At 71.2% G+C, this 20,300-nt stretch carries 21 protein-coding genes; 19 read left to right on the plus strand and 2 right to left on the minus strand.

Features of this window, described 5'->3' with window-relative positions:
• Positions 1 to 64 precede the first annotated feature (64 nt).
• From ACZ7CH_RS22325 to ACZ7CH_RS22395, 15 genes are all read left to right on the plus strand, one after another.
• A complete protein-coding gene (locus tag ACZ7CH_RS22325; RefSeq protein WP_470374746.1) occupies positions 65 to 703 on the plus strand; it encodes an alpha/beta fold hydrolase in 639 nt (212 codons plus the stop codon).
• Positions 696 to 1,934, plus strand: coding sequence for an NAD(P)/FAD-dependent oxidoreductase (locus tag ACZ7CH_RS22330; protein WP_470374747.1), 1,239 nt, complete (start codon positions 696 to 698; stop codon positions 1,932 to 1,934). The genes ACZ7CH_RS22325 and ACZ7CH_RS22330 overlap by 8 nt, the downstream gene beginning before the upstream one ends.
• Positions 1,931 to 2,608, plus strand: coding sequence for a DUF1365 domain-containing protein (locus ACZ7CH_RS22335; protein ID WP_360396111.1), 678 nt, complete (start codon positions 1,931 to 1,933; stop codon positions 2,606 to 2,608). Before ACZ7CH_RS22330 ends, ACZ7CH_RS22335 begins: the two co-directional genes overlap by 4 nt.
• Positions 2,609 to 3,838 (plus strand): cyclopropane-fatty-acyl-phospholipid synthase family protein, encoded by a 1,230-nt coding sequence (locus tag ACZ7CH_RS22340; RefSeq protein ID WP_360396113.1) that lies wholly within the window; start codon positions 2,609 to 2,611, stop codon positions 3,836 to 3,838.
• 146 nt (positions 3,839 to 3,984) lie between these two features.
• A complete protein-coding gene (gene shbA, locus ACZ7CH_RS22345) occupies positions 3,985 to 4,674 on the plus strand; it encodes an RNA polymerase sigma factor ShbA (RefSeq protein ID WP_360396115.1) in 690 nt (229 codons plus the stop codon).
• A gap of 68 nt (positions 4,675 to 4,742) precedes the next feature.
• Positions 4,743 to 5,771: a carbohydrate kinase family protein gene (locus ACZ7CH_RS22350; RefSeq protein WP_360396117.1), complete on the plus strand. Its 1,029-nt coding sequence runs from the start codon at positions 4,743 to 4,745 to the stop codon at positions 5,769 to 5,771.
• Between the two features lie 134 nt (positions 5,772 to 5,905).
• The gene (locus tag ACZ7CH_RS22355; protein WP_360396118.1) at positions 5,906 to 7,990 is read left to right on the plus strand and encodes a transglycosylase domain-containing protein; all 2,085 of its coding nucleotides are present in this window, start codon (positions 5,906 to 5,908) and stop codon (positions 7,988 to 7,990) included.
• Between the two features lie 744 nt (positions 7,991 to 8,734).
• On the plus strand, positions 8,735 to 9,523 hold the full coding sequence (locus ACZ7CH_RS22360) for a M23 family metallopeptidase (protein ID WP_360396120.1): 789 nt from the start codon (positions 8,735 to 8,737) through the stop codon (positions 9,521 to 9,523).
• Positions 9,524 to 9,732: 209 nt separating this feature from the next.
• Entirely contained in the window at positions 9,733 to 10,455 is a 723-nt protein-coding gene (locus tag ACZ7CH_RS22365) for an SDR family NAD(P)-dependent oxidoreductase (protein WP_470374748.1), read from the plus strand.
• A gap of 193 nt (positions 10,456 to 10,648) precedes the next feature.
• Positions 10,649 to 12,175, plus strand: a complete 1,527-nt coding sequence (locus tag ACZ7CH_RS22370) for an HAL/PAL/TAL family ammonia-lyase (protein ID WP_360396123.1) — start codon at positions 10,649 to 10,651, stop codon at positions 12,173 to 12,175.
• Positions 12,172 to 12,930 (plus strand): L-tyrosine 3-hydroxylase, encoded by a 759-nt coding sequence (locus ACZ7CH_RS22375; RefSeq protein WP_470374749.1) that lies wholly within the window; start codon positions 12,172 to 12,174, stop codon positions 12,928 to 12,930. The genes ACZ7CH_RS22370 and ACZ7CH_RS22375 overlap by 4 nt, the downstream gene beginning before the upstream one ends.
• 13 nt (positions 12,931 to 12,943) lie before the next feature.
• Positions 12,944 to 13,600: an O-methyltransferase gene (locus ACZ7CH_RS22380; protein WP_360396127.1), complete on the plus strand. Its 657-nt coding sequence runs from the start codon at positions 12,944 to 12,946 to the stop codon at positions 13,598 to 13,600.
• A gap of 51 nt (positions 13,601 to 13,651) precedes the next feature.
• Positions 13,652 to 14,605 carry an LLM class F420-dependent oxidoreductase gene (locus ACZ7CH_RS22385; protein WP_470374750.1) on the plus strand — a complete coding sequence of 318 codons (954 nt, stop codon included), beginning with the start codon at positions 13,652 to 13,654 and terminating at the stop codon, positions 14,603 to 14,605.
• 2 nt (positions 14,606 to 14,607) lie between these two features.
• On the plus strand, positions 14,608 to 15,177 hold the full coding sequence (locus tag ACZ7CH_RS22390) for a TetR/AcrR family transcriptional regulator (protein WP_360396131.1): 570 nt from the start codon (positions 14,608 to 14,610) through the stop codon (positions 15,175 to 15,177).
• Between the two features lie 43 nt (positions 15,178 to 15,220).
• Positions 15,221 to 15,724 (plus strand): MmpS family transport accessory protein, encoded by a 504-nt coding sequence (locus ACZ7CH_RS22395; RefSeq protein ID WP_470374751.1) that lies wholly within the window; start codon positions 15,221 to 15,223, stop codon positions 15,722 to 15,724.
• On the opposite strand, the gene ACZ7CH_RS22400 is transcribed toward ACZ7CH_RS22395, so the two are convergent.
• Positions 15,721 to 16,170 carry a peroxiredoxin gene (locus ACZ7CH_RS22400; RefSeq protein WP_360396134.1) on the minus strand — a complete coding sequence of 150 codons (450 nt, stop codon included), beginning with the start codon at positions 16,168 to 16,170 and terminating at the stop codon, positions 15,721 to 15,723. The genes ACZ7CH_RS22395 and ACZ7CH_RS22400 overlap by 4 nt on opposite strands.
• 32 nt (positions 16,171 to 16,202) lie before the next feature.
• On the opposite strand from ACZ7CH_RS22400, the gene ACZ7CH_RS22405 reads away from it, so the two are divergent.
• The gene (locus ACZ7CH_RS22405) at positions 16,203 to 17,114 is read left to right on the plus strand and encodes a LacI family DNA-binding transcriptional regulator (protein ID WP_360396484.1); all 912 of its coding nucleotides are present in this window, start codon (positions 16,203 to 16,205) and stop codon (positions 17,112 to 17,114) included.
• Here the strand turns inward: ACZ7CH_RS22405 and ACZ7CH_RS22410 are convergent.
• Positions 17,107 to 17,481 carry a hypothetical protein gene (locus ACZ7CH_RS22410; RefSeq protein ID WP_360396135.1) on the minus strand — a complete coding sequence of 125 codons (375 nt, stop codon included), beginning with the start codon at positions 17,479 to 17,481 and terminating at the stop codon, positions 17,107 to 17,109. The two genes, ACZ7CH_RS22405 and ACZ7CH_RS22410, sit on opposite strands and share 8 nt — an antisense overlap.
• Positions 17,482 to 17,544: 63 nt before the next feature.
• On the opposite strand from ACZ7CH_RS22410, the gene ACZ7CH_RS22415 reads away from it, so the two are divergent.
• The 3 genes from ACZ7CH_RS22415 to ACZ7CH_RS22425 all read left to right on the plus strand — a co-directional run bounded on the left by ACZ7CH_RS22415 (position 17,545) and on the right by ACZ7CH_RS22425 (position 20,292).
• Entirely contained in the window at positions 17,545 to 17,970 is a 426-nt protein-coding gene (locus ACZ7CH_RS22415; RefSeq protein WP_360396137.1) for a RidA family protein, read from the plus strand.
• 105 nt (positions 17,971 to 18,075) lie between these two features.
• Complete coding sequence (locus ACZ7CH_RS22420; RefSeq protein ID WP_470374752.1) at positions 18,076 to 19,902, plus strand: 4-alpha-glucanotransferase; 1,827 nt, start codon at positions 18,076 to 18,078, stop codon at positions 19,900 to 19,902.
• 87 nt (positions 19,903 to 19,989) lie between these two features.
• The gene (locus ACZ7CH_RS22425) at positions 19,990 to 20,292 is read left to right on the plus strand and encodes a hypothetical protein (protein WP_360396140.1); all 303 of its coding nucleotides are present in this window, start codon (positions 19,990 to 19,992) and stop codon (positions 20,290 to 20,292) included.
• The last annotated feature ends 8 nt before the right edge of the window (positions 20,293 to 20,300 follow it).

Below are 20,300 nucleotides of genomic sequence, written 5' to 3' on the forward strand. Positions count from 1 at the left end.
CCGAAGGCCTGGTGTGCATCCGCAAGTCGACGTGGCGAAACCATCGGGCAGAACGAATGCCGTCGTGCTCGTGTTGCACGGCGGACGGGAGCGCAGCACCGAGCCGGTGCGCCGCCACAACCTCGCTCACCTGCGCATGGTCCCGTTGGCCAGGGCCCTGCGCGCGCCGGGCGTCGAGGTGTGGAACCTGCGCTACCGGATGCGCGGCTGGAACGCGCCGAGCCTCGACCCGGTCAGGGACGCCCGGTGGGCGCTCGACCGGATCGGCGAGCTGCACCCCGGCGCACCGGTCGTGCTCGTCGGGCACTCCATGGGCGGCCGGACCGCGTTGCGCGTCGCCGGCGACCCGAGCGTCGTGGCGGTGTGCGCGCTCGCACCGTGGATCGTGCCGGGGGAGCCCTTCGACCAGCTCAGGGGCAAGGCGCTGCTCATCGCGCACGGCGACCGGGAGCGGATGACCGACCCGGCGAAGTCGCTGGCGTACGCGCGGCAGGCGAAGACCGTGACCGACCGGGTCGCGCGGTTCACCGTCGAGGGCGGCGACCACGCCATGCTGCGCCGGGCCCGCGACTGGACCCGGCTCACCGTCAACTTCGTCCACGGTGAGCTCGGCCTCGAACCGGTGGCGGCGGACATCGCGAACGCGATGCGGGAAGCCTCCCCGCGAGGCCTCGACGTCCCCCTGGGAGGGTCGCGTGGCTGAGGTTGCCGTCATCGGAGCCGGGGTCGCCGGGCTCACGGCCGCGTACGTGCTGCAACGCGCGCACGACGTCACGCTCTTCGAGGCCGACGACCGGCTCGGCGGGCACGCGCACACCCACGACCTGGACGGCGTCCACGTCGACAGCGGGTTCATCGTCCACAACGAACGCACCTACCCGAACCTGGTCAGGCTGTTCCGCGAGCTCGGCGTGCCCACCCAGGACTCCGAGATGTCCATGAGCGTGCGCTGCGACGGCTGCGGGCTGGAGTACGCCGGGGCGAAGAAGCTGCCTGGTCTGTTCGCGAAGCGCTCCAACGCAGCCAACGCCCGGTACGTGCGCATGCTCGCCGAGGTCACCCGCTTCTACCGGCACGCCCAGCGCGTCCTGCGCAACGAGGAGGCGCACGACGTCACGCTCGGTGCGTTCCTCGCGATCGGCGGCTACTCCCGCTACTTCGTCGACCACTTCATCGTCCCGCTGGTCAGCGCCGTGTGGTCGGCCGGCGCCGCGCTCAGCACGGAGTACCCGGCCTGGTACCTGTTCGAGTTCCTCGCCAACCACGGCATGCTCGCCGTCGGCGGCACCCCGCAGTGGAAAACCGTGACCGGCGGCTCCCGCACCTACGTCGACCGCGCGGTGCAAGGCCTCAGCGCCGTCCACGTGGGCACCCCGGTCCGCGCGGTCATCCGCACCGGCGGCGGCGTGGAGATCCGCGACGAGGACGACGTGCTGCACACCGCCGACCACGTCGTCGTCGCCACGCACCCCGACCAGGCGCTCGGCCTGCTCGCCGACCCCACGCGTGAGGAGAAGGAGGTGCTGGGCGCCTTCCGCTACTCCCGCAACGAGACCTGGCTGCACACCGACGCGTCGGTCCTGCCGCGCACCCGCGGCGCGCGGGCGTCGTGGAACCTCTACAAACGGGCCTGCCGCGAGGACGGCGACCAAGTGCTCGTCAGCTACCACATGAACCGGCTGATGCGGCTGCGGGAACCGCGCGAGTACGTCGTCACCCTCAACCCGCACGACGTCGACCCCGGCCGGGTGCTCGCCAGGATGACCTACGAGCATCCCGTCTACACGCCCGGCTCCGTTGCCGCGCAAAGACGTCTGCCCGAGCTCAACACCGGCACCACCGCGTACGCGGGTGCCTACCACGGCTGGGGCTTCCACGAGGACGGCTGTGCGTCCGGCGTGCGCGCCGCCCGGCACTTCGGGGTGGACTGGTGATCTATGACGTCGTCATCACGCACACCCGCCGCGAGCTGATCGACCGGGCGTTCCGCCACCGCGCCTACCTGTGGCTCGTCGACCTCGACGGGATGCCGCGGCTGCCGTGGTGGGCGCGGCCGTTCGCCCGGTTCGAGGCGCGCGACCACCTCGGGTCACCGGACCGGTCCATCAGGGAGAACCTGGAGGAGTGGCTCGGTGAACGCGGGATCGAGCTGGGCGGCGGCCGGGTCCTGATGCTCGCCAACGCCCGCGTGCTGGGGTACGTGTTCAACCCGCTGTCCGTTTATTGGTGCCACAACGCCGATGGCGAGCTCGTGTGTGTGGTGGCGGAGGTCCACAACACGTACGGCGGACGGCACTGCTACCTGCTCCGCACCGACGAGCACGGCCGCGCGTCGGTGGACAAGGAGTTCTACGTCTCCCCGTTCCTCGGCGTCGACGGCCACTACGTGATGAGGCTGCCGGCACCGGGGGAGCGGCTGTCCGTGACCATCGCGTTGCGGCAGAACGGGAAGACCACCTTCAGCGCCACCATGCGCGGGACCCGCACCTCCGGGCTGCGGATGCTCCTGCGCCGGCCGTTGATGCCCCAGCGCGTCTCCGCGCTGATCCGCCGCCATGGCATCGCCCTGTACCTGCGGCGCCTGCCGATCGTTCCCAGGAGTGAGTAGATGAGCACGCTGTCCCTGCCCCTTCCGAACCAGGGCGTCTGGCCGGGCCTGTTCACCGCACCGCGCTCGCCCCTGCGCGCGCGCCTCGCCGAGTCGCTGTTCCGCAACGCCGTGCGCACCCTGCCGGTGACCGTGCGGTTCCCGGACGGACGGACGTGGGGCGCGGGCGGGCCGGTCATGCGGCTGGTGCGGCCCGCGGCGTTCTTCCACCGCCTCGGCGCCGACGCCAAGATCGGCTTCGGCGAGGCCTACATGGTGGGCGACTGGGAGTCCGACGAGCTCGCGGACGTGCTCACCGCGTTCGCCGCGCGGCTGTCCACGCTCATCCCGCCCGGCCTGCAGCGGCTGCGGCGGTGGGCGGAGCGGCGGCAGACCGAGGTCAACGACATCGCGGGCTCGCGGCAGAACATCCACCGCCACTACGACCTGTCCAACGACCTGTTCGAGCGGTTCCTGGACGAGACGATGACCTACTCGTCGGCGTTGTTCGACGGCGACCGCGGCCTCGACCTGCACGCCGCCCAGCTGCGCAAGATCGACGGCGTCCTCGACTACGCGGGCGTGCGGGCGGGGTCGCGGGTGCTGGAGATCGGCACCGGCTGGGGCGCGCTCGCCATCAGGGCCGCCCGGCGCGGTGCCACCGTCACCTCGCTGACCATCTCCGCCGAGCAGCGCAAGCTGGCGCTGGAGCGGGTGGCGGCCGCGGGCCTGCGCGACCGGGTGGCGGTGCACCTGCGCGACTACCGGGAGGAGCACGGGCGGTACGACGCCGTCGTCAGCGTCGAGATGATCGAGGCGGTCGGCGCCGAGTACTGGCCCGACTACTTCTCGGTGCTCGACCGGGTGCTCGCCCCCGGCGGCCGGGTGGGGCTGCAGGCGATCACCATGCCGCACGACCGGATGATCGCGAGCAAGGCCAGCTACACCTGGATCCACAAGTACATCTTCCCCGGCGGGCTCATCCCGTCGGTGCGCTCGGTCGAGGAGTCGGTGCGCGACCACACCCGCTTGAAGATCACCGAGATGCGCTCGTTCGGCGACGACTACGCCGAGACGCTGCGGCGGTGGCGCGAGAGCTTCCTGGGCCGCTGGGACGAGATCTCCGGTCTCGGCTTCGACGACACGTTCCGCCGGATGTGGGAGTTCTACCTGGCCTACTCGGAGGCCGGGTTCCGGGTCGGCCACCTCGGCGTGCAGCAGTTCGCCATGGCCGAACGACTGGGCCATTAGGACCACGTTCTCCCTCAAAAGGGTGCTGCTTCGCCCACCTGAGGGGACTTCGTGGTCCTCTTGCACGCAGGCGGTATCAAATGGCTCGCTGCGCTCTCTTCTCCAGTGAAGCCCCTAGTGTCGCTGTAGTGGAGGAGGTCGCCGGGATGGTTCAGCCCACAGCCGTGCGGTCCGGTGGCGGTGTCGGCGTCCTCTCAGTCGAAGAGGTCTGGACCGCGCCAACGGTCCCCGTGCGCCGCCGGGCGCGCCAGGAACCGGTCTCCAACCAGTGGCTCGCCGAAGCCGAGTTCACCGACCTCGTCGACGCCGCCCTGGCAGGAGAAAGACGGGCGGTCGAGCACCTGCTCGGCCGCATCCAGCCGCTCATCGTGCGTTACTGCCGCGCCCGCGTGGGCGGCCGGGAACGCACGCTCGTCTCGGCGGAGGACATCGCGCAGGAGGTCTGCGTCGCCGTCCTCGGCGCCCTGTCGAAGTACCGCTACGAGCCCGGCTCGTTCCTGGCCTTCGTCTACGGCATCGCCGCCCACAAGGTCGCCGACGCCCGCCGCCGCGCGGTCCGCAACCGCGCCGAGGTCGTGCCCGAGTTGCCCGACTGCGCCTCCGACGAGGCCGGCCCCGAGCAGCACGCGGTCAACGGCGAGATGATGGCCCAGGTCACGCGGCTGCTGCACCGGCTGCCGCCCCGCCAGCGCGAGATCCTCGTGCTGCGGGTGGCGGTGGGCCTGTCCGCCGAAGAGGTCGCGCTGGCCGTGTCGTCGACGCCGGGTGCGGTGCGGGTCGCCCAGCACCGCGCGCTGACCAGGATGCGGGAGATGATCGCGGAGGAGACGGGCTGAGGTCCGCGGCGTCCTCCTGAGCGCGGCCCCGCGTGGAATTGTCGGTGCCGGGTGGCATCGTGGACCACATGGCGGAACCCGACTTCGACGTGCTCCTCACCGGGACGGTCTTCCTCGACATCATCTTCACCGGCCTGCCGCGGCCACCGGCGGCGGGCACCGAGGTGTGGGCGGACGGGCTCGGGTCGTGCCCTGGCGGGATCGCGAACCTCGCCGTCGCGTTGCGCAGGCTGGAGCTGAGGACCGCGCTGGCGGCCGCGTTCGGTGAGGACGCCTACGGCGACTTCTGCTGGGACGTGCTGGCCGAGCAGGAGGGCGTCGACCTCTCCTACTGCCGCCGGTTCTACGGATGGCATTCACCGGTGACGGTGTCGATGGCGATGGAGCACGACCGTTCGATGGTCACGCACGGGCACAAGGCACCCGTTGTCGCCGATGACCTGTTTTCGCCGCCGCCGTCGGCAAAAGCCTGTTTTGTGCACATTCAGGCGGAAGACGAACAATGGGTGCGCACGGCGAAGCAGAACGGCGCGAAGCTGTTCGCCGACATCGGCTGGGACCGCACCGGGGCGTGGTCGCCGGAGCTGCTGCGCCGTCTTGACGGATTTGACGTCTTCCTCCCGAACCACGTGGAGGCGCAGGGCTACACGCGCACCGACACGCCGGAGGCCGCCGCGCGCGCGTTGGCCGAGCACGTGCCCGTGGTGGTTGTCACACGCGGGGGAGGCGGAGCGGTCGCCGTCGACAGCTCCACCGGGGAATGCGTGGAGGTGCCGGGGCTGAACGTGGCGCCGCTGGACGCGACCGGAGCCGGTGACGTGTTTGGGGCGGGGTTCGTGATGGGCACACTCGCGGGGTGGCCGCTGGAGCACCGCGTGCGTTTCGCGAACCTGTGCGCGGCGCTGTCAGTGCAGCACTTCGGCGGTTCGCTGTCGGCACCGGGCTGGGGAGACATCGCCGTCTGGTGGCGCACGGTGAGCCGGCGACCCGACGAAGAGCTCGCCCGCTACGGGTTCCTCGACGACCTGCTGCCCCACCACACGGGGGTCGAGGTCCGGCGCGCCAGCCCGACGATCGGACTGCGGTTGCTCCGGTAGGTTGAAACCAGTCGATCAGCGGACGCAACCTCACGGGTCTCCCGCGCGACTTAATACGTAGAGCTTTCTCTGGGGTTCGGTTCGGAAGGAGTTGCGGTTTGTTCGCCGCACGCGCGTCAGGCTTGGTCAAGTTGATGGGGTTGTGCCTGACGGCGGGCGTGCTCCTGGCAGCGATGGTGTTCCCGTTCGCAGGAGGGCTGGGGCTCGCGTCGAACCGCGCCGCCGACCAGGTCGACCAGACGTCGGGTGACCTCGCCAAGGGGGAGCTGCCGCTCGTCACCACCATCACGGACATGAACGGCGAGCCGATCGCCTACCTGTACGACCAGTACCGGATCCCGCTGGAGTCGAACCAGATCTCCGACACGATGAAGGCCGCGATCCTCGCGATCGAGGACAAGCGGTTCTTCGAGCACCGCGGCGTCGACTGGCAGGGCATCGCCCGTGCCGCCGCCAAGGCCGGTGTGGACGGTGGCGCGACCCAGGGCGCCTCGACGCTGACGCAGCAGTACGTCAAGAACTACATGGCGTTCGTGCTCGGCGCCGACAACGAGCAGGAGGCCTGGGAGAAGGCCACCGAGGCGACCGTCGGCCGCAAGCTGCGCGAGGCGCGCGTCGCGTTGCAGCTCGAGCAGCAGATGTCCAAGGACGAGATCCTCGCCGGCTACCTGAACATCGTGCCGCTGGGCAACCAGACCTACGGTGTCGGTGCCGCCGCCAAGGCGTACTTCAAGACGACCGCCGACAAGCTGACCGTCCCGCAGGCGGCGCTGCTCGCCGCCATCGCGAACCGCCCGTCGTCGCTGAACCCCGGCGCGAACCCGGAGAAGGCCCTCGAACGCCGCAACACGGTGATCGACAAGATGCGCGAGAACGGCGCGTTCGGCCAAGACGAGACCGAGGCGAAGAAGAAGGCCGACGAGTACAAGGCCGAGCCGCTGGGCGTGACCGACGACCTGCAGATCCTGCCCAAGGGCTGCGTCGGCGCCGGTGACGGCCCGATCTACGGCTTCTTCTGCTCCTACCTGCTCGACTACCTGCAGGACGCGGGCATCACGAAGGCGCAGCTGCAGCGCGGCGGCCTCACGATCAAGACGACGATGGACCCGAAGGCCACGAAGGCGGCCAAGACGGCCGCCGAGCAGCAGGTGCCGAAGATGCAGAACGGCATCGCGAACGTCATGTCCGTGGTCCAGCCCGGCAAGGACAAGCACCGCGTCCGCGCCCTCGTCGCCTCCCGCGACTACGGCAACAACGCCGACCTGGGCCAGGTCGCCCGCCCCGTGCCCGCCGAGGTGCTCCCGTTCGGCCCCGGCTCGGTCAACAAGGTCTTCACCGCCGCCGCGGCGCTCGAGCAGGGCGTGACGGGCATCGACCGCGAGATCCCGGTCCCGAAGGTCCACTACTCCCGCGTGTACCCCAACGGCGGCTCGGCGTGGAAGGTCGAGAACGCGGGCAGCGGCTACGCGGAGAAGATGTCGCTGACCCAGGCGCTCGCCACGTCGCCGAACACCGGCTTCGTGATCCTGCAGGAGAAGACCGGCCTCGACCGCGTCGTCGACATGGGCTACCGCCTCGGCATGCGCGAGACCCTCGCCACCCACAACCGCGGCGCCGAGCCCCTGAAGTCCGACGGCTCCAACGGCCCCTCCCAGGGCGACTGGACCAAGCAGAACAACGCCGGCTCCTACACCCTCGGCCCCGGCGCGACCAGCGTCCTGGAACTGGCGAACGTCGCCGCCACCATCGTCTCGAACGGCAGCTGGTGCCCGCCCACCCCGGTGGAGCAGGTCCTGGACCGCCACGGCAACCCCATGCCGCTGAAGGAGAAGCCCTGCGAGCAGGCCGTCACCCCTGACCTCGCCAACTCGCTGGCCCAGGGCCTGTCCCACGACACGGTCGGCTCCGGCACCGCCGCTGACGCCGCCCGCGCCGCCGGCTGGACCCGCCCGACGATCGGCAAGACCGGCACCACCGAGGAGCACAAGTCGGTCGCCTTCATGGCCGCCACCCCGCAGTACGCGGGCGCCGTCATGACCTACGCCGACGGCAACCGCCCCGAGGTCATCTGCGCGAACCCGATCCGCTTCTGCCCCGGCTCCAACTCGGGCGTCTACGGCGGCCAGGTGGCCGCGCCGACCTGGTTCAACGCGATGAAGGTGATCCACGAGGGCCTGGACCCGGCCCCGCTCCCCCCGGCGGCGGCACGCTACAAGTAGCTCCTTCCGCTTTCTCCGGGCCGTCGGACGCGTGATGCGTCCGGCGGCCCTTTGCGTTGCGCCGGTGGGTGGGGGTTGCACCCGTCCTCGGTTCGCTGGGGGACGAGGGGAGGGGGTGGGCGGCGAGGGCTGGGCTCGCGCCTCTGCGGGAGCTTCGGCGCATGGGTGCCAGGTGGCGGGTGGCGGACGATCGCGTCCGTGGCGTCCGTCTTGCTCGGCTGATGCCGTCAGGCACGCTCGCGCAGGGGTCCCCTCGCGTTTCGGGTCCCCCGCGACCCAACGTACGCGCGGGGTCTGACAGTTTCGCGAGGTCGGCGCCGCGATCGTCGCGAAGCGCGACAAGCGGGGGTTTCCGGTCGCGTACGGCTGGCGGACCCCTCACACCACCCCGTCGGCCTTTCTCGATAAAGCGACTGACCAGTACAAACACCGAAGAACGGCATTGGTCTAGTGGTCGTTATCAACCGTTGACCTCACTCGACTACTCAAAGTAGCCATGAGTGGGCTCCGTCACCCAAATGACCACATCGCTTGCTTCCGGCGATAACGCGAGGTTACGTTCCCTGCCGCATGTCACGGTTCGATAACCGCCAGGACGCGGACCCACCCCCGAAGGGGTCCAGTCCACCGCGCGCCATCCGGGTCCCCGAAACCCCGGCACGCACAGCAGGCGGATCGGACTCCCCCCGAGTGTGCATGGAGGCAGTTTTGGCACGGCATCGTGCGAAGGGTCCGCTGATCGACGTGATCGGCAGAGTGGACCTGGACCGCAAGAAGGCCGTCACGGCGGTCGTCGCCGCAGGTGCCCTCGTCGGCGCCGGCTTCACCCAGGCGATGGCCACGGTCACCCCCGTCGACCGGATCGTTCCCGTCGCCGCCACGTCCGAGTTGGCGGCGGCGATGACCCAGCAGCAGCACCAGCCAGGAGCGGTGGAGACGGTGCACGCCGTCGACACCGCCGTGGAGACGCGCCACCTGTTGCAGGCCGAGCAGCTCCAGGTGCAGTTCAACGTCCGCGAGGCCATGAAGGCCGCGGAGGGTGCGTACGCGCAGCGGCAGGAGGCCATCAGGGCCGAGGCGGCACGCGTGGCGGCCGAGGCGGCGCGTGAGGCGGCGCGCAAGGCGGCGGAGGAAGAGGCCCGCAGGCCCAAGGCGGTCAAGCCGGCGCAGGGGTCGTTCACCTCGGGCTTCGGTGCCCGGTGGGGGACCAGTCACAACGGCGTCGACATCGCCAACGCCATCGGCACGCCGATCCTGTCCGTCCTGGACGGCACGGTGGTCGAGGCCGGACCCGCCAGCGGGTTCGGGCTGTGGGTGCGGGTGCAGCACGCGGACGGCACCATCACCGTCTACGGGCACGTCAACACCATCGACGTCGCGCAGGGTGCCGTGGTGAAGGCCGGGCAGCAGATCGCGACCATGGGCAACCGCGGTCAGTCGACCGGGCCGCACCTGCACTTCGAGGTGTGGGTCGACGGGTCGCAGAAGATCAACCCGGTGGGCTGGCTGGCGGCGCGGGGCATCTCGCTCTGAGCGCGGCCGGACGCCGAGGTGGTTCACGCCGGTAGGCCCGATCGGCTCAACGGCGAGGAGTTCGCGGTCACGCAGGGCGACGTCACCTGGCCGTGCGTGACTGCGGAGGTGGCGCCGTGCGAGGACGTGCGCCAGGTTGTGTCTGTGAACGAGACACCGAGGTCCGCGTCCGGTCAGATCCTCCGCCGCCTGCCGGGGAACGACGGCTGATGCGCGTTCTCATCACCGGCGGTGCCAAGGAGCTGGGCCGGGCCTTCAGCGACGCCGTGGGCGCGCGCGGGCACCGGCTGGTCATCACCGGCCGCGACGAACGCGCGCTGGCCGTGGCCGAGCAGGAGCTGCGGGCCCGTGGTGTCGAGGTCGAGGCACACGTCGCCGACCTCGCCGACCCGCAGGCCACGCCCAAGCTCATCGAGAGCCTCGGGCCGATCGACGTGCTCGTCAACAACGCCGCGCTCGGCGGGCCGGTCGGGCCGACGTGGGAGGTCGACGAGAACGAGTGGTGGCGGACCTTCGAGGTCAACCTGCGCGGGCTCGCGCTCGCCACCACCGCGGCGCTGCGCACGATGACCAGCGGCCGGATCGTCAACATCGTCAGCAACGCCGGTGTGCACCGCTGGCCGCTGCTGTCGGCGTACTCCGTGTCCAAGGCGGCCGTGCTCAAGCTGGGGGAGAACCTCGCCGCCGAGCTGAGGGACAGGCCCATCGCCGTGCTGAGCTACGACCCCGGCATGGTCGACGTCGGCCTGATGGGCCGCGGCAGCAGGGCCGCACCGGACGACGAAGCGGGGCGCAGCGTCGCGCGGTGGGCGAGGTCGCAGCGGGAGCAGGGCAGGTTCACCCCCGTGGAGCAGTCGGCCGGCGTCCTGGCGCGCATCGTCGACGGGGAGTTCGACCACCGCTCCGGCGGGCTCGTCACTCCCGCGGACTGAGACACCGCCGCACGGGAGAGCGCTGTCACCCGATCGTCAACAGGCAATCTGACCAGTTGGTACGGAAGGCCCTTCCTCGCCGGCGGGTCAACCGGGGATCGTCGCGGGTGCTGCTGAGGTCGTTGCGCGGCACGGTTTCGTGTCGCGCCGAACGACATGCGCTGAACCAACGCCCGATCCCCCTGGAGGCGTCGTGCCCGTGCGAACACCCGCTGCTGCCCTGAGCCTGACGGCGGCCCTGCTACCCGAGCACCTGGAGCGAGCGAGAGGACCGCTGAACGTCGCGCTGCCCGACGAGGTGCGGGCGCGGATCGCGCACTGCCGTGCGTTCGTGCTCGAGGTCAGCGGCTCCGGCCGCGCGATCTACGGTGTCACAACGGGTTTCGGGCCGCTCGTCGAGTTCGGGGGTCGCGAGGACAGCGGCAGCCAGAGCGACAACACGATCCTGCACCACATCGTCGGCCACGGCGAGCTGCTGCCGCCCGAGGTCACCAGGGCCGCGGTGCTGGCCCGGCTCTTCTCGTTGGCACACGGGCGTTCCGGCGTCTCGGAGCACGTCGTCGACGCGCTGGTCGCCATGCTCGCGACGGACTTCGCGCCCGCCGTGCCGCGGCTCGGCTCGGTCGGTGCGAGCGGCGACCTGCAACCGCTCGCCTACGTGGCACACGCGTTGCGCGGCAACGGGAACGCGTTCCTCGGCGGCCGGCTGGTGCCCGCGGCCGACGCGCTGCGCGAGGCCGGTCTGCGCCCGGTCGAGCTCGACGGTCGCGACGCCCTCGCCGTCGTGAACGGCATCTCGGTCACCGCCGCCGTGCTCGGTCTCGCCGTCGCGCAGGCACAGCGGTCGCACCGCGTCGCGGAACTGCTGTCCGCCTTGCTGACCGACGTCCTCGGCTGCGGCACGGAGTTCGCGTCACCCGCGCTGCTCGCCGCGTTCGGCCACCCGGACGTCGCCGACGTCGGTGCCGCGCTGCGGACCTGGTTGCGCGGCAGCACCCCCTCCGGTCAACGCCCCCTGCAGGAGGCGTACAGCATCCGGTGCGTGCCACAGCTGGCCGGTGCGGCCCGCACGAGCATCCGGCACGCCGACGAGGTGGTGCGCCGCGACCTCAACGGCGTGAGCGACAACCCGTTGTTCTTCCCCGAGACCGGGGAGGTGCTGCACGGCGGCAACTTCTTCGGCCAGCCCAGCGCCTTCGCCGCCGACGCGCTCAGCCTCGCCCTGGCCCAGCTGGGCAACCTGGCCGAACGCCAGCTCGACCTGCTGGTCGACCCGCACCGCACCGGCGGCCTCCCGCCCATGCTCAGCCCGGCGCCGGGACAGCAGCACGCGGTGCAGGGCATCCAGATCTCCGCGACCGCCACGGTCGCCGCCATGCGCAGGGCCACGCTGCCCGCCTCGGCGCAGAGCCTGCCGACCAACCTGCACAACCAGGACGTCGTCCCGTTCGGCACGCAGGCCGCGCTCACCGCGCTCGACCAGACGAGGCTGCTGCGCTACCTGCACGGCGGGCTCGCCGTCGCGCTGCGCCAGGCCGTCCACGTCGGCGCCCGCCGCCCGCGCGCCCCGAGGCTCGCGGACGTGGTCGACCGGATCGCCGCCGAGGTGCCGGCGATCGAGGAGGACCGGCCGCTGGACACCGCGATCGGCCGGGTGGCCGACCTGCTGGACGAGATCGTCGCCGCCGAGAGCGCGACGGAGAAGGACGGTGTGGGATGAGCGCGCCCGTTTTCAGCCCGGTCTGGGGGCACGCGGCCGTCGACCTGCCGGTGCTGCGACTGCCGATGCCCGGTTCGGAACTGATTCCGTGCGCGGATGACTGCTACCAGATCCCGCTGGAGATCAGCGTCCCCGATGACGAGGTCGGACGGGCCGTCCACCGGTGGTTCCTGGGGCACCACGGCGCATTTTTCGTCTGGAGGTTTCTTTCGGCTTCACTCGATAGGCTGATACGCGAGCGTGATTCGCAACTAGTCCGCCTCACTGCGCTTGGATACGACGTGTACTCGGTGCTGCTGGCGTATTCGGGCAGCTGTTCCCGTGAGGTCTACGAGGACGTCATCCGGCCGTTGATGACGTCGTTCGACCCCGCGTTCAGCGGGCGCTGGGCCCGTGACTACGAGCCCGTGCCCGGTCTGCTGCGCAGGGCCCGTGCCGCACTGGGGCCCGCGGCGGCCGCACCCCTGTCCTCCGCGAGCAAGGCGAACCTGTTGGCACACATGGAGGTCATGCGCAGACTCGTGCCGGACGGCGACTCGCTGCTGCGCGAGTCCGGTCGTGCGCGCATGTCCACCACCGACGCAGAACGAGACAGGTTCGACGAGTTCTTCCTGGTCAGCCGCGAAAACGTGTGCTCCAGCCGTTACCGTGCACACCGCGCCGCCGTCTTCGCCGCCATGGACCGCGACCTCGCGAAGCACCCGGTGCGACCCGAGTACGCCGACACCCTCAGGACGTTCGCCACCCGACTATGAGAGAAGGCCGCGCGTGAACGACTTCAAGGCCGTGGTCATGACCCCGCAGATCTACCGCTACGTGCGCGAGCAGGCAGGCCAGCCCAGTGCGGTGCAGGAGAAGCTGATCGCGCGGACGCTGGAGCTCGGCGACTCGGCGGAGATGCAGGTACCGCACGAGCAGGCGGTCCTGTTCTCCCTGCTGGTCAAGCTCACCGGCGCGCAGACCGTGGTCGAGGTCGGCACCTACACCGGGTACTCCACGCTCGCGTTCGCGCAGGCGCTCCCACCGTCGGGCAAGGTCATCACCTGCGACGTCTCGCCGGAGTGGACCCGCATCGCCGAGGAGGCGTGGCAGGCCGCCGGGGTGCGGGACCGCATCGAGCTGCGGCTGGGCCCCGCCGGGCAGACGCTCGCGGAGCTGCCCGAGGAGCCCACGATCGACCTGGTGTTCATCGACGCGGACAAGGTCGGGTACGCGCACTACTGGGACCTGCTGGTGCCGCGTGTGCGGCAGGGCGGACTGCTGCTCGCGGACAACACCCTCTACTACGGCGGCGCCGCCGACGAGCAGCCCGAGGGCAACGCGGCGGCGATCGACGCGTTCAACCGGTTCGTGCTGGCCGACCCGCGGGTGGAGTCGGTGCTCGTGCCCATCGCCGACGGCCTGACGCTCGCGCGGAAGTTGTAGGCATACCGACCGGTCGGTAGGGTGTCGCCCAAGTGGACTTGGGAGGCGCTCATGGCTCGTTGGGGAATCACGCTGCCGCTGATCGGCGTGCCGGTGCTCGACCACCGCGCGCTGGTCAGCGAGCTGGCTGACCTCGGCTACACCGACGTGTGGTCGGCCGAGACGACCGGGACGGACGCCTTCACGCCGCTCGCGCTGGCCGCCCAGTGGTCGTCGTCGCTGCGCTTCGGCCCCGCGATCGCCCCCGTCTACACCCGCGGTCCCGCGACGCTCGCGATGACGGCGGCGACGCTGGCCGAGGTGACCGGCGGCCGGTTCGTGCTGGGCATCGGCTCGTCCTCGCCCGCGATCGTGCAGCGCTGGAACGCGATCCCGTTCGAGGAGCCGTTCAAGCGCACCCGCGACACCCTGCGGTTCCTGAAGTCCGCGCTGGCGGGGGAGAAGGTCAGCGCCGACTACGACACGTTCTCCGTCAAGGGCTTCAAGCTGGAACGCCCGCCGGCCGAGCGGGTGCCGATCATGCTCGCGGCGCTGCGCCCGAACATGCTGCGCCTGGCCGGTCGCGAGGCCGACGGCGCCATCACGAACTGGCTCGCCGCAACCGACGTCGCACAGGTCCGGTCCGAGCTGGGCGCGGACTCCGAGCTGGCCGCCCGGATCTTCGTCTGCCCGACCGAGGACGCCGACGCCGCACGCGCGCTGGGCCGCATGCTGATCAGCACCTACCTGACCGTGCCCGCCTACGCGGCGTTCCACGACTGGCTGGGCCGCGGCGAGGAGCTGCGCCCGATGCACGAGGCGTGGGCCGCGGGCGACCGCAAGGCCGCCGCGGGGTCGATCCCCGACTCCGTGGTCGACGCCCTGGTCGTGCACGGTTCCGCCGACCGCTGCCGCGAGCGCGTCGCCGAGTACCAGGCCGCCGGCGTGGACACCCCGATCATCGCCCTGCTCCCGACCGGTGGCGACCAGGTCGAGCAGGTGCGCGCGCTGGCACCCAAGGGGTAGCGGTGCCGGGCACCACCGAGCAGCGGATCATCGACGCGGCCGTCCGCCTGTTCGCGTCGCAGGGCTACGACGCGACCTCGGTGCAGGAGATCGTGGCGGCCGCCGAGGTCACCAAGGGCGCGCTGTACCACTACTTCCGCTCCAAGGACGACCTGCTCTTCGAGATCTACCGGCTGCTCATCACCGCCCAGTCCGCGGACATGGACCGGATCATCGCCGCGGGCCTGCCCGCGGCCGAGACGGTGCGGGAGATCCTGACGTCGCTGGTGGTCTCCACCGCGGAACGGGCCGACGAGACCGCCGTGTTCGTCCGGGAGATGCCGCGGCTCGGCGAGGAGCGGATGACCGACTTCCGCGCCGAGCGCCGCCGCTACCACGAGACGTTCCTCGCGGTGGTCGAGAAGGGCCAGGCCTCGGGCGAGTTCAGCTCGACGGTGCCGGCGGAGACCGTCGCGCGGATCGCGTTCGGCGTCGTGAACCAGCTGCCCACGTGGTACCGGCCGGACGGGCCGAAGTCACCGGCCGCCCTGGCGGGGGAGATCGCGGACTTCGTGCTGGCCGGGCTGCGGTAACGGGGAGCCGCGGGAGATCGACCTCTCTGCTGGGGAGGCACCGATGTCGAAGCAGCCACCGGAGTACGGCGTCGCACCGCCGATGCACGAGGTCCCGCCGTCACCGCGGTGGCCGTGGGTCCTGCTGCTCGTGGTCGCGGTGCTGGCCGTGGGCGGAGTGCTCCACGGCGGCAAGGTCGTCGACTCGGTGCGGGAGGCGGCCGGCGGGATGACGAGCGGCGAGGTGGCGGTCGCGGAACCGACCGGTCAGGAACCGCCGTCCGCACCCGGCAAGCGCGTGGTCGTGTTCGAGGTGACCGGCACCGGCACGGCGTTCACCGTCGCCACCACCGTCGGGGCGTCCGTGCAGAACGAGACCGGTGTCCGGCTGCCGTGGACCCGCACCGTCGAGGTGCCCGCCGACGAGCTCTCGAAGTCGGTGATGCTCGTCGTCGTGGCCGGTGCCGACGGGGCCGAGGTGCACGGCCGGTACACGATCGACGGCACCACCGTCCGGGAGGGCAAGGCCTCCGGGCCCTACGGCGTGCTGACGATCACCGACAGCTAACGCGCGCGCAGCGCGGCCAGCGCCTTGTCCGCGTGCGCGTTCATCGAGAACTCGCTCTTCACGACCTCCATTACCCTGCGGTCGGTGCCGATGACGAACGTGTGCCGCTTGACCGGCAGCGGCCCGAACCGGCGCTTCACGCCGAACTGCTCGGCGACCTCACCCTCGACATCGGACAGCAGCGGGTAGTCGAAGCCGTTGAGCTCCGCGAACTGCTTCTGCTTGGCCACGTCGTCGGTGGAGATGCCCACGCGCTGGGCCCCGGCCTCGGCGAACTCGGCGGCCAGGTCGCGGAAGTGACAGCTCTGCGCGGTGCAGCCGGTGGTCATCGCGGCGGGGTAGAAGAACAGCACGACCGGGCCGTCGCCGAGCAGTTCGGACAGCGTGCGGGCGACTCCGTCCTGGTCGGGCAGGGTGAAGTCGGGGGCGAGGTCGCCGGGCTTCATGGATCTCCAATACGCTCGGGGCCGTGACCAGCATGTCCGACGTGGCCAAGGCCGCAGGGGTGTCCGCTGCGACCGTATCGCGCGCGCTGCGCGGCGAACCGGGTGTGTCGGAGGCGACGAGGCAACACGTCAGCGAGGTCGCGCGGCGGATGAAGTACGCCATCGCGCGTGATGCCTCCTCATTGGCCGGTGGCCGGCGTTATGCGATAGCGGTCGTGACCGCCGAGGTCAGTCCGGTGCTCGCCGGAGCCGAGGGCGCGCTGCGGGCGGCCGGGTACGACGTGCTGCTGTACGTGCTGGGCACGCGGGAGGCGCGCGCGAAGTTCTTCGACGAAATGCCGCTGGGCCGCCGGGTCGACGGGGTGCTGCTGCTGTCGATGGCGCTGGCCGAGGCGGAACGGGCTGCGCTCACGGCGCTGGAGGTCCCGCACCTGACCGTCGACGACACCGACCTGCGGCACGCGCTGCAGACCGCCGTCGAGCACCTGAAGCTGCTCGGCCACGAGGACGTGGCGCTGGTGCTCGCCGACGGCGTGGACGAGTCCTACGACGAGATCCTGGTGGCCGCCGGGCTCACCGTGCGTCCCGAGTGGACGGTCTGGTGCTCGCCCACGGTCGACGGCGGCGAGCAGGTGGTCGACGTGCTCCTGGACGGCGAGCGCCTGCCCACCGCCGTGATCAGCTCCAGCGGTGCCGCGGCCGTCGGGATCTTCCTGCGCATGCAGCGCGACGGGCGGGCCGTGCCGGACGAGCTGTCGATCGTGTCGCTCGACGGCCAGGAGCTCACCCGCGTCGTCGGCCTGACCGCGGTCGAGGGGGCCGCGAAGGAACAGGGCGAGCGGGCCGTCGCGGACCTGTTCACGCTGATCAGGGGCGGCGAGATCGAACCGGTGGAGCACTCGGCGCGGCTGGTGGTGCGCAACTCCAGCGGCCCGGTCAGCTGATCCCGCCGTACGTGCCGCCGAGCGTGCTGCGGCTGACCTCGACCGCGCTGCCGCGCACCGTGCAGTCCGCGTACCGCACGAGGTGCCAGTCGATCGGCGACCACCACGGCGGCTCGCCGCTGTCCGCGGTCACGTACACGGTGCCGTCGCCGGAGCGCATCGAGCTGGAGCCGCCCGCCGAGCGGATCTCGTCCGGGGTCAGCTCGCCGTCGGCCGCCGCCGTCCGGAGTGCCGCCGTGATCCGGTCGACCTCGCGGTCGGCGAGGGTGCTCGCGAGACCCCAGGAGAACACCGTCCACAGCACCGCCACGACGACGAGCGCCACGACACCGAGCACGACCCTGACGCCGATCCGCAACGCCCCCATGGGGCCGACGGTACCGCCGCCGCGCGACCCCGCGGGCACATCCGCGGAAAGTACTGTGGCGCCATGCCCGCCGAAGAGCGCCTGACCCGGCTGCCCGCCCTGCCGGACACCCCCGGCTACGCCCACGCGGTGGCGGTGAGCGGGAGGCTCCTGTTCGTCTCCGGTCAGGTCGCGGTGGACGAGACGGGACGTGTGGTCGGGGTGGACGACCTGGCGGCGCAGACCAGGCAGGCGCTGAGCAATCTTCATCACGTCATTTCGAGGTTTGGCGCCGACTGGTCGGATGTCGTGAAGTTCACGTGGTACGTGCTCGACGCGTCGGAAGTGCAGACCGTCCGGGACGTGCGTGACGAAATGCTGCGGCCGGTGCTGGGAGACGTGCACAACCCGGCGAGCACGCTCGTCCAGGTCGCGGCGTTGTTCGGGCCGGAATTTCTCGTCGAGGTCGAGGCCGTGGTCGCCATTCCCGATCAGCGATCGGATGTTTGACGAAAACAGGTGTGCGGGGTGGTGCCCGACCGGTGTGCACCCTTCGGGTGACCGGGGTCCATTTGCTCTGGCAATGGACGCGCACCTGTGACATAGCTTGTACCTGTGGAGGAGTTGGTGGCGCGGCTGGCGGACGCTTGGGGCGTCGCCACGAGGTACGAGAACTCCGATCAGCAGCAGGTGACCGTCGAAACGGACGTCGTCGTCGCTGTCCTCGCGCAGTTCGGCGTGGACGCGTCCACTCCGGACTCCGTCGAGCGCGAGCTGGCTCTGGTCGAACGCAGGCGGGCGGAGCAGGCGCTGCCGCCGACGATCGTGATCCGCGAGCAGGAGACGTACGACCTGCGCGGGCCCGCGACCGTCGAGCTGGAGGACGGCGGGACGGTCAGCGTTGAGCGGCACCTGCCGGACTCGTTGCCGCTCGGGTGGCACACGATCCGCACCGCGACGCAGACCGTCACCCTGGCCGTGGCGCCCAGGACGTTGCCGGACGTGCCGCACACCTGGGGCTGGATGCTCCAGCTGTACGCCGCGCGTTCGCAGGAGTCGTGGGGGATGGGCGACTTCGCCGACCTCGCGACCGTCGCCCGGCGCAGCAGCCAGGAGCTCGACGCGGGCGTCGTGCTGGTCAACCCGGTGCAGGCGCCCAGCCTGACGCACCCGGTCGAGCGCTCGCCGTACTCGCCGACGAGCCGCCGGTTCGCGAACCCGCTGTACCTGCGCATCACCGACACCGCCGAGTTCCTGCAGGCCTGCCCGCGGACCCGGCAGCTCATCCGCGACCTGCGCCCCGCCAACGAGGACCTGATCGACTACGACGCCGTGTGGGACGCGAAGCGGCAGGCGCTGGAGCTGCTCTTCCCCGGCGGCGAGATCGAGATGGACGCCGACCTGGAGCGGTTCGCGACCTACTGCGCGCTCGCCGAGGTCCACGGCAGCGACTGGCGCACGTGGCCGGCCGACCGCGCGGAACCACCGGCCGAACGGGTCGCGTTCCACGCCTGGGTCCAGCACCTGTGCACCCGCCAGCTGCAGGACGTCCGGCTCGCCGCGCACGAGGCCGGCATGGCCGTCGGCGTCATCCACGACCTCCCGGTGGGCGTGCACCCCGGCGGCGCCGACACCTTCGCCGACCCGGACGCGTTCGCCATCGACGTCAAGGTCGGTGCGCCACCGGACGCGTTCAGCGCCGACGGCCAGGACTGGGGACTGCCGCCGTGGCGCCCCGACAAGCTCGCCGAGACCGGCTACCGGCCGTTCCGCCAGGTGCTGCGCAGCGTGCTGCGGCACGCCGACGGCATCCGCATCGACCACGTCGCCGGCCTGTGGCGGCTGTGGTGGATCCCGCCGGGCGAACCGCCGTCGCGCGGCACGTACGTCCACTACGACGCGGACGCGATGCTCGGCGTGCTCGCGCTGGAGGCCTACCGCGCGGGTGCCGTGGTCGTCGGCGAGGACCTCGGCACGGTCGAGCCGGTCGTCACGAAGACGCTGCAGGAGAACGGCATGCTCACCAGCGCCGTCCTCTACTTCCAGCGCGACTACTACGCGGAGGGCCACCCGCTGGTCCCGCCCGCGCAGTGGAACCCGAAGGCGATGGCCAGCATCTCCACCCACGACCTGCCGACCGCCGCGACGTTCTTCGCCGGTGAGGACGGTCCCGACTTCGACGAGCTGATGCGCGCGGAGGGCATCGACCCCGGCGACCGCGTCGCCGGTGCCCACGAGCTGCTGGCCCACGCGCCCTGCGCGCTGGTGCTGACCTCACCGCAGGACGCGCTGGGGGAGACCCGGCAGCCCAACGTGCCGGGCACGGTCGACGAGCACCCGAACTGGCGGATCCCCCTCCCCGTGCCGCTGGACGAGTTCTTCCCACTGGTCAGGGACATCACCCGCCCCCTGCGTCAACGCACACCGGAAACACCCGCTTAACGGCAGGTCGCCGACCTGCGGAGTACTGTTGGGCCGTCACCCGACGGCGGACGACGAAGCCCGGATCTTTTGGAGGTGGCGTACCAGATGAGCTCAGCCGTGAGCACGCGGACACCGACCGACGTGCTGGAACTGGCTGTCGAGCAGGTCCTTGCCGCCGTGCGGCCGACCACGCTCGGCGACCCGCTGGCCGGGGCACGGCGTGCGGAGGAATCGCTGCGCGACGCGCTGCGGGACGCCGGTCCCGCACCGGACAACGAGGCCCTCACCCACGCGCTGGCGTGCGCGGAGGCGGCGGTCGAACACCTGAAGTACTGCGAGATCCAGGAAGCCCGCACGTTGCTCATGGCCGCACGTGGGCAGCTGGTGCTGGCGCACGCAAGGGCGTGACCGCTCGA

The organism is Lentzea sp. NPDC037011, from assembly GCF_055607425.1.